The sequence below is a fragment of the Glaciihabitans sp. INWT7 genome (assembly GCF_014217685.1).
In the GTDB taxonomy this organism is placed as follows: Bacteria; Actinomycetota; Actinomycetes; order Actinomycetales; family Microbacteriaceae; genus Lacisediminihabitans.
Genome location: NZ_CP043653.1, coordinates 3,268,072 through 3,280,609 on the forward strand (window position 1 = coordinate 3,268,072; position 12,538 = coordinate 3,280,609).

Here is a 12,538-nt window from a genome sequence, read left to right on the forward strand (position 1 = left end):
GGGTCAGCCCGTGACGTCGAGGTAGGCCGCGGTTCCCGACGACGCGACACGGGCGGGGATGCTGTCGAGCGCGGCGAGATGACGGCCGGTCAGCAGCATCCGCTGTTCGAGCGCCTCGATGGCGCGCTTCTGGGCGCCGAGCAGGCTCGCCGCGCGTGACCGCAGCTCCTCGGGCAGCGTGCCGAGTTCATCGGGGAGTGTCCAGTTCGCGTGAGCCGCATGGGTTAACGCTCCGCCGGACGCATTGAGGTCGTTCTCCATCGTGGCGAGCACGTCGACCCAGCCGTCGTGCCGCGCGCGGTGCGCCGCATCCGGTCGATGCATGCCGAACTCAGGCAACGCCGAGCTCCCGCGACTCGCCGCGTGAGGCGGGCTCCGGCACGGCGAGCTGGCTCGCGGCCTCGTGCCACGCCTCGCGCAGCGGGGAGAGCAGTTCGATGCTCTCGCGGATGGATGCCCCGTCCCGGCGCACATTCGCGAGCACCAGGAGGTTGCGGCAGTAGTTGTAGAGAGCGAGGAGTCCCTCGCCGCCATCCCACAGCTCCACCTTGAGCGAGGAGGTGAGTTCGGCGACGATGGCCTGCGCGTGCAACAGGTTGGAGGAGGCCACCGCCCAGTTCTGCTCGCCATGCGCGATCGACGCGCGGTCGAGGTCGAGCAGCAGTCGGTCGTACAGCATGGTGAGCAGTCGTACGGGCGAGGCCGAGAGGATCGCGTCGTTCGTGTACTGCGAGCGCTGGGCGCTGAGTGTCATCGTCATGATGCCTATCCCGTCGTGGTCGAGGTGGAGAGTGAGGAGAGCTGGGAGGTGAGGGCCGAGGACTGCGCCTTCATATTGCTGAGCAGCACTTCCATGGCCGAGTAGGTGCGCTGGAGGGTGCTCTTGCGGCTGGCGAGACGGATGTCCCAGGCCGAGACCTGGTCGCCGAGCGACTTCACCTGGGTCTGGTCGCCGGTGATCTTGTTGGTCAGTGTGCCGTCGTACTTGTCGGATGCCGCCGTCGCGGTCGCAGCGAGCCGGGTGGCGATGGTCTGCACGGCGGCCATGACCGTCGACGGGTCTGCCGCGAGTGCGGCGCCGAACTTGTCAGCATCGAAGGTGATGGTGCCGTCACGCGTGAGCACGATGCCGTATTCGGAGGGCGAGTGGCCGTCGATCGGAGCGCTCGCGGCATCCAGCGTCTTCTGGCGGATGTCGCGGATATTGCTGTCGCCGGCGAACACCCCGGCAGCAGTGGTGGTCTTGCCGGAGGCATCCGTCGTCGTGGTGACCGCGGTCTGGGCGGCGATCAGCACGAAGGCGCTGCTGATCGCGTCGACCAGTCCCTTGGCCACCGCGGTGATCTTGCTGTCGTCCCGACTGACGGCGATGTTCACCGGGTCGGCCGACACCGCAGAGGCCGTGACGGTGACACCCGGCAAGAGGTCGGTGAAGGTGTTGCTCGCCGAGGTGATGACCTGCTCCGCCGGGGTGCCCTTCCACAGGGTCACACTCGCGTCCTGGGCCGTCTTGATCACTGCGCTGCCCGGCGCGGTCAGCACATTCGTCGCGGTGCCTGCGGAGACGTCCGCTGCCGTTCCCTGGTAGACGGTGAACGCCGAGTCGGCCCCGGTCGTCTTGCTGGAGAACTGCAGGCGGTAGAGCTTGTTGCCGCCGACATCGACACCGGAGGCGACCTTGGTGGCGGTGACGCCGGCGGTCGAGGAGTTGATGGCCGAGGCGACGTCGTCGAGCGAGCTGGACGCCGGCGTGATCTCGAGCGGGGTTCCGGAGTGGCCGACGATCGTGATCGTCGACGGCGATGGCCAGGCCGACATCGCGGCGGAGACGCCGACCTGCGACTGGGCGAGGGCACTGACGACCACCTGGAGTTCACCCGCGCTCGCCCCCGTGGCGACGGAGACGGAGAGCGCTGTGGAGGAGCTGGTGGCCGAGTAGAGGTCGAGGCTTCCGGCCTTCGCGGCCGTTGTCGCGGTATCCGCGAGGGTCGCCATCCGGCTGTTGAGGCCCTGCAGCGCCGTGATGATGGTGGTGGTCTTGGAGACCTGGGCTTTGAGCAGATCCTGGGGAGCCGCTTCCGCCGTCATGAGCTGGGTGATGAGGGAGGTGGTGTCGAGGCCGCTGGAGAGCCCGTCGAGGGAGATTCCCATGTCCATCCGTCCCTTCGTCTGGCGGTGGTCGATGATGCTTCTGGTGGTGCGGTAAACGCCCGGCGGCCATCACGGTGAGAGGTCCAGTTCCCCTCGCGACAGCCACCGGGCGTTGCTTGTTACACGCCTGCCGAGCTATCCGATCTAGCGGAGAAGCTGCAGCACGCCCTGGTTGCCCTGGTTGGCCTGCGCGAGCATCGCGGTGCCGGCCTGGGCCAGGATGTTGGAGCGCGTGTACTTGACCATCTCGGACGCCATGTCGGTGTCGGTGATGCGCGACTTCGCCGCCGTCAGGTTCTCGGTGGAGACGCTGAGGTTACGGATGACGCTCTCGAAACGGTTCTGCTGAGCACCGAGGTCGGCGCGAGCGGTCGACACAGCGGTGATTTGCGTGTCGAGTGTGTCGATCGTTCCACCGGTGCCCGTGACAGCAGTCGCGCTGGCGAAGCCGCTTGTCGCAAGGCCGCTGACGATGGTGCCGATCGCCGTGACGTCGGTGGTGCTGACGCTGATCTGGTCGGACGAAGTTGCTCCGGCGCCGATCTGGAAGGTCAGCGGCGTCGCAGCGGCGGTCGCGTCGAGGAGCTTCGTTCCGTTGAAGTTGGCCGAGGTACCGATGCGGGTGAGCTCCGCGCCGAGTGCCGTGACTTCAGTGCTGATCGCCGAGCGCGACGTAGCGTTGTTCGAGTCGTTACCGGCCTGAACGGCGAGGTCACGAACGCGCTGCAGGATGGTCTGAACCTCGGAGAGCGAACCTTCAGCGGTCTGGATGACGCTGATGCCGTCCTGCGCGTTGCGGCTGGCGACCGTGAGGCCTCCGACCTGCGACTGCAGACCCTGGGAGATTGCGAGGCCAGCTGCGTCATCCGCGGCGTGGTTGATGCGAAGACCGCTGGAGAGCTTCTCGAGCGACTTTGCGAGATCGTTCTGCGTGTTGCTGAGGTTCCGGTACGAGTTGAGTGCCGAAATGTTGGTGTTGACTTGCATACCCATGATGTATTCCTCCGTGATGTTGGGTTATTCGAATCGGCCCATCCGTGGTCCGACACCTTCAGCTATCGGCTGCTCACGTTGGCGCGTTAGGAGCCGGGCTGAAATCTTTTGAGTTGTTTTACGACGCGGCCGCGTTGCTCGACTGCGGCAGGGAGAGGTGGGAGAGCTCCGCCATCGCGTAGCTGGCGACGCGGGCGAGGTAGGCGCTGCGGGCAGCGGGTGCGATGCGAGAGATCGGCTGGTACGAGGCGTCGCTGCCGGTGGGTGCTTCGTCGGCGAAGTACGAATCGGAGTAGTGGGTCTCCAGTCCGTCGCGCAGCAATCGGATCGCCTCGGCACGCTGCTGGGAGACGGCGGAGTGAGTGATGCCCATCTCGTCGGCGATCTCCTTGACCGTGCGGTCTTCGAAGTAGACCTGGCGCACGATCACGCGCATCTTCTCGGGAAGCGCTTCGACAGCAGCGGCCAGATAGTCGAGTCGCTCAGCAGAGAGGAGTGATTCCTCGGGGAGAGCGGTGTCGGCGATGAGGAACTCGGAGGTGGTGTCGTCGAGCGCAGAGACGGTGCGCGCGGCATCCGTCAGGCCGGCGGTGACTTCACTGCGGTCGACTCCGAGCGAGGAGGCGATCTCGTCGACAGAGGGGGTGCGACCGAGTGCGGCAGTGAGGGTGTCCTTCACCGCGACGGTCTCCTTGATGCGGCGTCGAGCTCCGCGGCTCGCCCAGTCGTTCGAGCGCATCTCATCGGCGAACGCGCCCACGATCCGGCGGCGGGCGAAGGCACCGAAGGGGATGCCGAGAGTGGGGTCGAAGGCATCCGCCGAGGTGATCAGGGCGACCGCGCCAGCCGAGGCCAGGTCGTCGCGAGACAGATGAGTCGCCTTGGCCCAGACCTCGGAGACGAGGTAGCCCACCAGCGGAAGATTCTGCACAACGAGCGCGTTGCGTTCTGTCCTGTTCACGTGCCTTGCCCCCGGATGCGATCCCAGTGATCGCGTTGCGGTCGGCGCCTCCTGCTCTAGATAAGAGGAGGACGCCTGCTAAAAAACGGACTGTTTTTCGGGTAAGGGTCGTGCGGGTGGAGCGGATACTTCGGGTGTTTGAGCGGGTGTAGAACGAGTTCGAGGATCGGATTCCCCGTCGATCTGAGGCGACTCTATCGGCGCCAAGTACCCCGCCCTGCCCCCCTTATTAGTGGTATTTGCTCGATTTTTGGCCCCATTCCGGGGGCGAATGTACCCCGAAGAAGTCCCCCGGTCCCCCTTGTGGCGGACACGTCGAATGCTCAGCTCTGTGACTTACCGGCTTTACCACTTACCTGCGGGATACCCTTGCCGATAGTTCATCTCGTCGAGCGAGGTGGAGAAAATGCAGTCGGTAGAACGAGCACGGGAGTCGTCCGCACTGGTGGACGACCGAACGGGAGCCCGCATGAGCGCCAACGAACTCTCAGCCTGCCTGTGGCGGGAGCGAGAGCTCCTCGACCTGCTCGCCTTCAAGCTCGAAGAGGAGCAGTTCCTGCTCACCACGGGCAAGTCCCGCTGGCTCCAGTACGCCACGCGCGAGGTTGAACAGGTGATGGAACGCCTTCGCGCCGCCGGCCTTGCCCGGTCGGTCGAAGCGGCCGTCGTCGCCGACGAATGGGGCGCACCCCAGAATGCGACCCTTCGCGAACTCGTGGACACGGCACCGGATGGTCCGTGGGCCGACATCTTCACCTCGCACCTGAACGCCCTCACCGAGTACACCGAGCAGATCCGCGACCTTCGCGACCTCAACGAGCACTACCTGCGCACCGCCCTGCGTTTCATCCAGGAGGCGCAGGCCGACGGCAGCACCGAGAGCGGCACCTACGACGCGCATGGTGAATCCGGCGTCGCCAACCCCTCTGCCCAGATCTTCGACCTGAAACTGTGATCCCGTGAGCACCTTCAGCGGCCTGAATACGGCCTTCACCGGCCTCAATGCCGCTCGCCAGGGGCTCGATGTCGTCGGGCAGAACATCGCAAACTCCGGCACCACGGGCTACACCCGCCAGCGCGTCAGCACCGCCGCGGCCGGATCCCTCACCCAGATCGGTCCCCTCGTGCTCTCCCGCGCCCAGGTCGGCCGGGGCGTGACCGTCGACGGCATCGCGCGACTCGGGGATGTCATCCTCGACGGTCGCGTCCGAAGTTCGGCCGCGACATCCGGCAACCTTGCCGTTCGCTCCAATGCGCTCAGCAGCGTGGAGGCCGCTCTCAACGAGCCGAGCACCACCGGCATCTCCGCCCAGCTGAATGCCTTCTGGTCGGCGTGGGGGGATGTCTCGAACCGGCCCGGCGACGAGGCTCCCGCCGGCGTGCTGCTGCAGAAGGCGACCCAGCTCGCCGGGCAGATCGCGACCGGCTACTCCGCTGTCGATTCCACGTGGACCGATGTGCGCACCAAGCTCGACGGGATGGCGGCCGAACTGAACGACGCCGGCACCCGCGTCGCCGCCCTCAATGGCGCTATTCGCGACACTCTCGCCACGGGCGGGTCCGTCAATGAGATGCTCGACCAGCGTTCCGCCCTTACCTCCTCGATCGCGGCGCTCACCGGCGGCACGGTGCGCACCCTCCCCGACGGCACCGCCGAGGTTCTCGTGGGCGGCAATGCCCTCGTCTCGGGCGACGTGTTCCGATCCGTCACGGTCACCGGCAGCAACTCTCTCGCCGGAGCGAGCGGCTCCCCCGTGACGCTGGAGTGGACCAACCGGCCCGGCCAGTCCGTCGCCGTCGAGTCCGGCGAGATCGCCGGATCCATCGCCATGCTCGCTGCCGCGAACGGCACCGGAACCGGCGGCGCGATCGCGGAGGCTGCCGCGGGCTACAACGCGTTCGCCACCGCGCTAGCGAACACCGTCAACACCGCCCACCAGGCCGGAGCGACCCCGTCCGGGGCGACCGGCCTCGACTTCTTCACCATCTCGGCGACAGGCCCGGCCGCCCTCGGCCTGTCGGTGGTTCCGACCGGTGCCGCCCAGATCGCCAGCGGCACACCGGGAGCCGGCGGCAACAACGGCTCGAACGCCGAGGCGATCTCGCAGTTGGGATCGGCCCCCAATTCTCCCGACTCTGTCTGGTCGACTTTCGTCACGAAGATCGGCACGACCTCGAAGACGGCGCTCCAACAGGCCACTCTCGCCGACTCGGTGACGGCCGCTGCGACGGCCGCCCAACTCGCGAACTCCTCCGTCGACCTCGATGAGGAGAACGTCAATATGTTGACTTTTCAGAAGGCCTACCAGGGCGCTGCCCGCGTCATGACGGCCGTCGACGAGATGCTCGACACCCTCATCAATCACACCGGAATAGTGGGGAGGTAAGTCATGGTCAATCGAGTGACAAGCCAGACCAGGATGGCGAACTCGCAGATGAACCTGCAGTCGGCCGCGGCCCTGCTGGCCAAGCTGCAGGACACGGCGACGAGCCTCAAGAAGATCACGACCCCCTCGGACGACCCGACCGGCACCGCCGACTCGATGCGCGTGCGGGCCGCCCAGAGCCAGACCGCCCAGTTCGGGCGCAATGCCGACGACGGGATGGGCTGGCTGTCCACGGTGGACGCCACCCTCAGCGCCAGCACCGACATCATGCACCAGGTGCGCGATCTCACCGTGCAGGGCGCCAACGACGGCTCGCTCTCGCCGACGGCCAAGGAGGCGATCGCGACCGCTCTCGAAGGCCTCCGCACCGACCTGCTCGGCAAGGCCAACGCCACCTACCTCGGCCGCACCGTCTTCGCCGGCAGTTCCGACGCCGGCGTCGCCTTCCGCCCCGATCTGAGTTACACCGGCACCGGGTCATCGGTCATCCGGCGCATCGACACCAACGCGACGGTGCAGGTGGATGCCGACGGGGCCGCCGCTTTCGGCACCGGCGCATCCTCCGCCTTCGCCCTCATCGACTCGATCGTCGCGGACCTGCGCTCGGGGGTCAACGTGGGGCCGAGTCTCGCGGCAATCGACACGCGCATGACCGCGATGCTCAACACCCAGACCGCCGCCGGCGCTCGCCAGAACCAGATCACCGCAGCGAAGGATGCCATCGTGAGCAGGACCGGAAACCTCGAGGCGCAGCGCGCCGGGATCGAAGACGCAGACGTGGGAGAGATCGTGATCAAGTTGAAGCAGCAGGAGGTCACCTACCAGGCCGCCCTGGCCGTGACCGCGCGCACCCTGCAGCCCACTCTCATGGACTTCCTCCGATGAGCGCAGCGCTCGCCTTCGTCACCCCTCCGGCCGGGCTCGCCCCGCTCACGCAATTCACGCTCAACGAGGTCTCGGGGGCAGAGGGGCTCTACTCGCTTCGTGCCGTCGAGAACACCGCCATCCGCCTCTTCGTGCTCGATGCCGCGGTCTACCTTCCCGACTACGCCCCCGAGATCTCCGACGAACACTGCCGGGCCATCGACCTGCACAGCGCCGAAGACGCGATGGTGCTCGTGGTCGCGAACCCCGGTGAGACCGGCACGCGAATGAATCTGCTCGCTCCGATCGTGGTCAATGTGCACACCGGCACCTGCGCCCAGGTGATCCTCGACGACCAGGACTTCCCGCTGCAGGCGGAGTTCGCGGTGCGCTCGGCCTGATCCGTGCGGCAGGACGTACCGTGGCTCCTGCCTCCACTAGAGTGACGTGCATCGAGACCACCCGTCGTTCTCACTAAGGGCCAGTATGTCACAGCTCGTCCCCATCCCCTCGCCGGGGATCCCGCTCGCCTACGGCGATCGGGGCAGACCACTCGTGCTCCTGCTTCACGACTGGTACGGGCGGCTCCCCTGGCTCGCGAACTACGCCTCCGCGCTCTCCAGTCAGGGCTATCGCGTGATCGTTCCCGACCTCTACAACGGCGTAGCCACCGTCGAGGCCGCCACGGCCGAGGTGCTGATGGCCCAGTTGGATGTAGCCGGCGCCCTCGCCGAACTCGACGGCATCATCCAGGTTGCTCGCACCGAGGGCAGCACACGGGTGGGCGTGGTGGGCTTCTCCCTCGGCGGCTGGCTCGCCCTCCTGCACGCCCAGAGCGGCGAAGCGGATGCTGTAGTCGCCTATTACGCGACGCTCGGACCGGCCCAGCACGGTGTGATCCCCGCCCCGGTGCTGCTGCACCTCGCCGAGATCGACGACTGGGATGAGGGCGAAGACCCGGAGTCGTTCATCGACAGGTTGAAGGACCACGGCACGCCCATCACCGAGTGGACCTACCTCGCGACCGTGCACTCCTTCGCCAACGCGACGATCACCGATCGCACGGATGTGAATGCCGCCGCTCTCGCGTTCGCCCGCACCTCGGCGTTCCTTGAAGACCACCTTCTCGACTAGTCGAGGGCGACCGTGTCACCGCTGCGCAGTGACTCACGTGCCGCGAGTGCGACGGCGAGCGCGAGCACCGCGGAATCCACCGGGCAGAAGTCGGGGGCGGATGCGGAGCGCACGCACTCGAGGAAGTACTCGGCCTGGTTTCGGTAGGGGTTGTGGGACCCGATCAGCTTCTCCGTCACCCCCGCCGCGGTCTGCAACCGCACGGTGTCGGGCGCCGAAGACAGCTCGTCGGAGTCGAGCCTTCCGGCGAAGCCGTGACTGGCGAGCCCCGCGCTGCCGACGACGTCGAGCGTCGAGGCGAAGGTGAATCCCCGCGGCATCCCCATGAAACCGGTGATGTGGCCCACCCCTCCCCCCGCGTAGTCGACAGTCGCCTCGACCGGGCCGTCGGGTCGCGCGCGGCGCGCGGTCACCGAGAGCGGGATGCCGAGCAGCAGGTTGAGCTGGTCGAAGTCATGGATGCTGAAGTCGACCACCACCCCACCGGATTGCGTGTCATCGTGCCACCAGGTCGACGGCCGGGGAGCGGGACTGAAGCGTCCCGCCCGCACGGAGAGCACGCTGCCGAGCATCCCCTCCTCCACCGAGCGCCGCACCAGCCGATAGCCGTCGAAGAACCGCACCACGTGTGCCACCATGAGCACCCCCGCGCTCACGGCGGCCTCATCCCGAAGCGCGACGGCATCAGCCATCGTGAGCGCTATCGGCTTCTCGAGCAACACGTTCTTGCCCGCTCGCAGTGCGCGGAGAGCGATCCCCGCGTGGGTGGTCGTTGGGGTGCACACCGACACGATTCCGACCCGGGGGTCTGCGAGAACCACACCGAGGTCCGGTTCGAAGCGCGCCTGCGGGGCATGCTGCAGCGGGGCGCCATCCGTCAGGGTATTGACATAAAGGATGTCATCCGCCAGCCCGAGTTCACTCCACGCCCGTGCGTGAGCCTGCGCCATCGCGCCGCGACCGACGATTGCGATGCCGGTGATGGGGTGTCCTCGGTCATGCTGAACTCGTAGAAGCCGGGAGTCGGCTCATCCGGGATGACCTCTCGCCAGAGTTCTGCCATGGCGTTCTCCCCCTCCCGGAGGTCTGCGACCACGATGTCTCTTCGCACGAGCGCTGCGGCTCCGGCCGTGTCTCCCGCCAAGGCGAGGGCGCGAGCTTCCAACAGCAGCAATCTGCCGCTCCGCTGCCCTCCCCTGACGCCGGGAAGCGCCAGTATCTCGAGGGCGACGGTCGGCTCGCCCAGCGCGATGGCTGCCGTTGCCGCTTCGACGATCAACGCCCCGTTCGAGGCATCCAGCGCGCAGGCACGGCGGTAGTGCGCCAGCGCTTCGGCCCGCTCCCGCGGATCATCTCCGGTCATGCCGAGTATGGCGAGTCCGCGTTCGGCACTGGCATCGGGGGAGAAAGCGAGCGATTGCCGATAGAGGCTCGCGGCAGCCGCGCGGTCACCGGCGGCGTGCCTCATCGTGGCGCGGTGGAAGCAGGATGCCGCGTCATCGCCCCCGTCGGCGCAGAGCCGTTCCCAATCGGTGCCGGTCACGAAACCGCTCGTTCCTGGCGCTGGACTCGTCGTGGTGCGCCCCTCCACCAGATCCAGCCAGGCACGCTGGTCGTCCGTGATGGACTCGCGCGGGAATGGCGTGCCGGTCTCGTCGATCCACCCCTGCCCCGATCGACTCCGTCGTGCGCTCTCGAGCGCACCCCACCCGCTACCCGAGAGGAGGATGCGGGCGGGGGGCAGGTCGGCCCAGGACCGGGCTGCGCGTTGCGCTGCGTCGAGCTCGGCCACATCCGCCAACCGCGAGAGCCGCTCGTGCGCGTGCGTGACAGCATGCTGCCAATCCGAGCCCTGCGCGAGTGACGGAGAGAGCCGGCCATTGCCATAGGCCTCTACCCAGCTCCACTGCGCGCCGGCGGGCATCTGCAGGTGTTGGAACTGGGTCTGGGCGAGCCCGGCCTGGATCTCGGCATAGTCGCCGCCGCGGGGCGTGAGCCAGCGCTGCCAGCGCTGCCCGCCGGCGCCCCCTCCCCAGACGAAGAGCTTTCGCCCGCGGAGCCCCCTCGTGGACAGCATCGCCAGACCGTCGCCCTGCCGATCGGCTGCGACGACCCACGGTCGCTGCTCGGGCGGGATATCGAAGAAGAAGTCCCTGGCCCGGGAGTTGATGGTCGGCCGGGTCCAGTCCGTCGCGGGCGATGCCGCGGTGACGGGCACGCGGGAGATGCCCCCCTCGTACGCGCTCGCGAAGGCGGTGTCGGCGGGAGCAATGACGCGAGTGTGCTCGCTCTGAGGGATGGCGGCGTTGGTCCACCAATACATCGGCACGGCCCTGTCGTTCGGGTTCCTCAGCCGCACCGCGACGAACAACACCGGCGAGTTCTCCGGCAGCCACGCGTCGACCTGGAACACCACCTGGCGCAACCGGTCGAATTCCCATAGCCGGAGCAACTCCTGGCCCTCTGGCGTACGGATGATCGCCGTGTGGATGGGGCTCGCCGTTCCGGGCGAATGCCCGCGCGTGCCGATGTTCCATTCGATCCCCCCGGCGAACCAGGCGTTACGCAGTCCCAGGTTGGCGAGCTGGATCGTGTCGGGCGAATGCAGGAGGTGCTTGCCGCTGACCTTGTCGAAGAGCTCCCACAGGCGCCCGCCCCATTCAGGAAGGAACACGGCACGCAGCAGATCGTTCTCCAGCACCACCGTCATCACGGGCGTGTCCACGAGATCGCGCCCGTAGCCCCCCTGCTCCTGGTAGGGATAGAGGGTGGGCGGGTTACCGTAGAGGGAACCCTCCACAATCTCCGGCGGAATGTCCCCCGAGATCGAGTACGGGGTCTCCAGCGGCGGACCGACCATCGGCAGCGAGTCCGGCGGCCCGAAGTCCGGCAGAGCCAGGACGCGAGACTCTATGGTGAGGCTCATGCGACGACCGCCCTCGCGCGGGCTCGATCGATCTCGGCGGTGAGACGACGATGCATTGCCGGATCCACCTCGAGGCCGAGATGACGGAAGGCGAGGACCGCCGCCCCGACGATGCCGTCTTCCACCGGCACGAGTTCGGCGCCACCGAGGGCGTCCTGCAACCGCTCGGTGAAGATGGCCGGTGCCCGCGAGAGGCCGGCAGCGAGCACGCTGCCGCCCAGCACCACCACGTCCGGCACCATCAGGTCCGGCACCATCAGGTCCGGCACCATCAGGTCCGGCGGCGCGCCCCCGCCCGATTCCGGTTCGCGGGCGGCGCTGAGAACCCTCGCGATTCCCTCCGCGGCTGCCTCTAAGATCTCGCGCGCCACCGCGTCCGCCGGCGAGTCGTCGTTGGCCTGGAAGGCGAGAGGAGCGAACCGGGCGAGCTCGACGGGCCGCAACGCGTAGAGCTCATTGACGAGCCGGGAGAGCTCTTCTGACCGTCCACGACTCCGCGCTCCCGTGCGTTCGATGCCGGTGGCCTCGAGCAGGAGCTGGGTGAGTGCGGTCGGCGGGCCGAGCCCGTCGAGCGAGGCGACCGCCGCACGGGCCACCTGCTGGCCGATCCAGAATCCCGAGCCGGCATCTCCGAGCAGCCAGCCCGATCCGCCCTTCACGGTGTGGATCTGGCCACCCGAGATGCGAGCGGCGATCGTGCCCGTGCCGGCGATCACCGCATAGCCCTCGGTCAGCGGGGTGCCGGAGCAGAAGGTTCCGAGCAGATCCGGCTCGATGATGGTGCGCCCGGCGAGCCCGAGAGCCGCGAGCCGCGACTCGAGCAGCGTGATGAAGGGCGGCGTCGCGGAGCCGGCCAATGCGATGACCACGAGCGAGTCGTCGGCTGTCGCTGGCGCCTCTGCGGCAAGAGCCCGCTCGGCGGCGAGAGTGAGGGCGTCGACGGCGCCGGCGACTCCCACCGCCGTGGGGTTGCCCCCGCTGGCGCGACCGAAACCGGAGCATGCTCCCGAGGAATCGAGCAGCACAGCACGTGAGGACGTGCCCCCCGCGTCAATGGCCAGAATTTTTCGCATCGTTACTTCTTCGAAATATTTGGGATCTGAGCACACTGTACTGTAAGAA

Annotated in this window: 13 protein-coding genes; 5 read left to right on the forward strand and 8 right to left on the reverse strand. The window is 67.5% G+C overall.

The window, feature by feature from the left end:
• Window positions 1-3 precede the first annotated feature (3 nt).
• From F1C58_RS15765 to F1C58_RS15785, 5 genes are all read right to left on the reverse strand, one after another.
• Complete coding sequence (locus tag F1C58_RS15765; protein ID WP_185201978.1) at window positions 4-339, reverse strand: hypothetical protein; 336 nt, start codon at window positions 337-339, stop codon at window positions 4-6.
• Window positions 332-760 carry a flagellar export chaperone FliS gene (gene fliS, locus F1C58_RS15770; protein ID WP_255461160.1) on the reverse strand — a complete coding sequence of 143 codons (429 nt, stop codon included), beginning with the start codon at window positions 758-760 and terminating at the stop codon, window positions 332-334. The genes F1C58_RS15765 and fliS overlap by 8 nt, the downstream gene beginning before the upstream one ends.
• A gap of 5 nt (window positions 761-765) precedes the next feature.
• Window positions 766-2,157: a flagellar filament capping protein FliD gene (gene fliD / locus F1C58_RS15775; protein ID WP_255461161.1), complete on the reverse strand. Its 1,392-nt coding sequence runs from the start codon at window positions 2,155-2,157 to the stop codon at window positions 766-768.
• A gap of 138 nt (window positions 2,158-2,295) precedes the next feature.
• Window positions 2,296-3,144: a flagellin gene (locus F1C58_RS15780; protein ID WP_195808714.1), complete on the reverse strand. Its 849-nt coding sequence runs from the start codon at window positions 3,142-3,144 to the stop codon at window positions 2,296-2,298.
• Between the two features lie 118 nt (window positions 3,145-3,262).
• Window positions 3,263-4,105 (reverse strand): sigma-70 family RNA polymerase sigma factor, encoded by an 843-nt coding sequence (locus F1C58_RS15785; RefSeq protein WP_185201979.1) that lies wholly within the window; start codon window positions 4,103-4,105, stop codon window positions 3,263-3,265.
• Window positions 4,106-4,574: 469 nt separating this feature from the next.
• On the opposite strand from F1C58_RS15785, the gene F1C58_RS15790 reads away from it, so the two are divergent.
• The 5 genes from F1C58_RS15790 (at window position 4,575) to F1C58_RS15810 (ending at window position 8,490) form a co-directional block, all read left to right on the forward strand.
• Window positions 4,575-5,060 carry a flagellar protein FlgN gene (locus F1C58_RS15790; protein ID WP_185201980.1) on the forward strand — a complete coding sequence of 162 codons (486 nt, stop codon included), beginning with the start codon at window positions 4,575-4,577 and terminating at the stop codon, window positions 5,058-5,060.
• 4 nt (window positions 5,061-5,064) lie between these two features.
• Window positions 5,065-6,492, forward strand: a complete 1,428-nt coding sequence (gene flgK, locus F1C58_RS15795; RefSeq protein WP_185201981.1) for a flagellar hook-associated protein FlgK — start codon at window positions 5,065-5,067, stop codon at window positions 6,490-6,492.
• A 33-nt stretch (window positions 6,493-6,525) separates the two neighbouring features.
• Entirely contained in the window at window positions 6,526-7,377 is an 852-nt protein-coding gene (locus tag F1C58_RS15800; protein ID WP_370543673.1) for a flagellin, read from the forward strand.
• A complete protein-coding gene (locus tag F1C58_RS15805) occupies window positions 7,374-7,757 on the forward strand; it encodes a flagellar assembly protein FliW (RefSeq protein ID WP_185201983.1) in 384 nt (127 codons plus the stop codon). The genes F1C58_RS15800 and F1C58_RS15805 overlap by 4 nt, the downstream gene beginning before the upstream one ends.
• Window positions 7,758-7,842: 85 nt before the next feature.
• On the forward strand, window positions 7,843-8,490 hold the full coding sequence (locus F1C58_RS15810; protein ID WP_185201984.1) for a dienelactone hydrolase family protein: 648 nt from the start codon (window positions 7,843-7,845) through the stop codon (window positions 8,488-8,490).
• On the opposite strand, the gene F1C58_RS15815 is transcribed toward F1C58_RS15810, so the two are convergent.
• The 3 genes from F1C58_RS15815 to F1C58_RS15825 are packed head-to-tail and all read right to left on the reverse strand — an operon-like array spanning window position 8,487 to window position 12,489.
• Window positions 8,487-9,440, reverse strand: a complete 954-nt coding sequence (locus F1C58_RS15815) for a Gfo/Idh/MocA family protein (RefSeq protein WP_185201985.1) — start codon at window positions 9,438-9,440, stop codon at window positions 8,487-8,489. The genes F1C58_RS15810 and F1C58_RS15815 overlap by 4 nt on opposite strands.
• A complete protein-coding gene (locus F1C58_RS15820; RefSeq protein WP_255461162.1) occupies window positions 9,368-11,416 on the reverse strand; it encodes a DUF5107 domain-containing protein in 2,049 nt (682 codons plus the stop codon). Before F1C58_RS15820 ends, F1C58_RS15815 begins: the two co-directional genes overlap by 73 nt.
• Window positions 11,413-12,489 carry an N-acetylglucosamine kinase gene (locus F1C58_RS15825; protein WP_255461163.1) on the reverse strand — a complete coding sequence of 359 codons (1,077 nt, stop codon included), beginning with the start codon at window positions 12,487-12,489 and terminating at the stop codon, window positions 11,413-11,415. The genes F1C58_RS15820 and F1C58_RS15825 overlap by 4 nt, the downstream gene beginning before the upstream one ends.
• Window positions 12,490-12,538: the final 49 nt, after the last annotated feature.

Bases quoted from the DNA above. Each gene is read 5' to 3' on its own strand.
- fliS (WP_255461160.1), bottom strand. From the start codon at position 760: ATGACGATGACACTCAGCGCCCAGCGCTCGCAGTACACGAACGACGCG.
- fliD (WP_255461161.1), bottom strand. From the start codon at position 2,157: ATGGACATGGGAATCTCCCTCGACGGGCTCTCCAGCGGCCTCGACACC.
- F1C58_RS15780 (WP_195808714.1), bottom strand. From the start codon at position 3,144: ATGGGTATGCAAGTCAACACCAACATTTCGGCACTCAACTCGTACCGG.
- F1C58_RS15790 (WP_185201980.1), top strand. From the start codon at position 4,575: ATGAGCGCCAACGAACTCTCAGCCTGCCTGTGGCGGGAGCGAGAGCTC.
- F1C58_RS15800 (WP_370543673.1), top strand. From the start codon at position 6,526: ATGGCGAACTCGCAGATGAACCTGCAGTCGGCCGCGGCCCTGCTGGCC.
- F1C58_RS15805 (WP_185201983.1), top strand. From the start codon at position 7,374: ATGAGCGCAGCGCTCGCCTTCGTCACCCCTCCGGCCGGGCTCGCCCCG.
- F1C58_RS15810 (WP_185201984.1), top strand. From the start codon at position 7,843: ATGTCACAGCTCGTCCCCATCCCCTCGCCGGGGATCCCGCTCGCCTAC.
- F1C58_RS15815 (WP_185201985.1), bottom strand. From the start codon at position 9,440: ATGGCGCAGGCTCACGCACGGGCGTGGAGTGAACTCGGGCTGGCGGAT.
- F1C58_RS15820 (WP_255461162.1), bottom strand. From the start codon at position 11,416: ATGAGCCTCACCATAGAGTCTCGCGTCCTGGCTCTGCCGGACTTCGGG.
- F1C58_RS15825 (WP_255461163.1), bottom strand. From the start codon at position 12,489: ATGCGAAAAATTCTGGCCATTGACGCGGGGGGCACGTCCTCACGTGCT.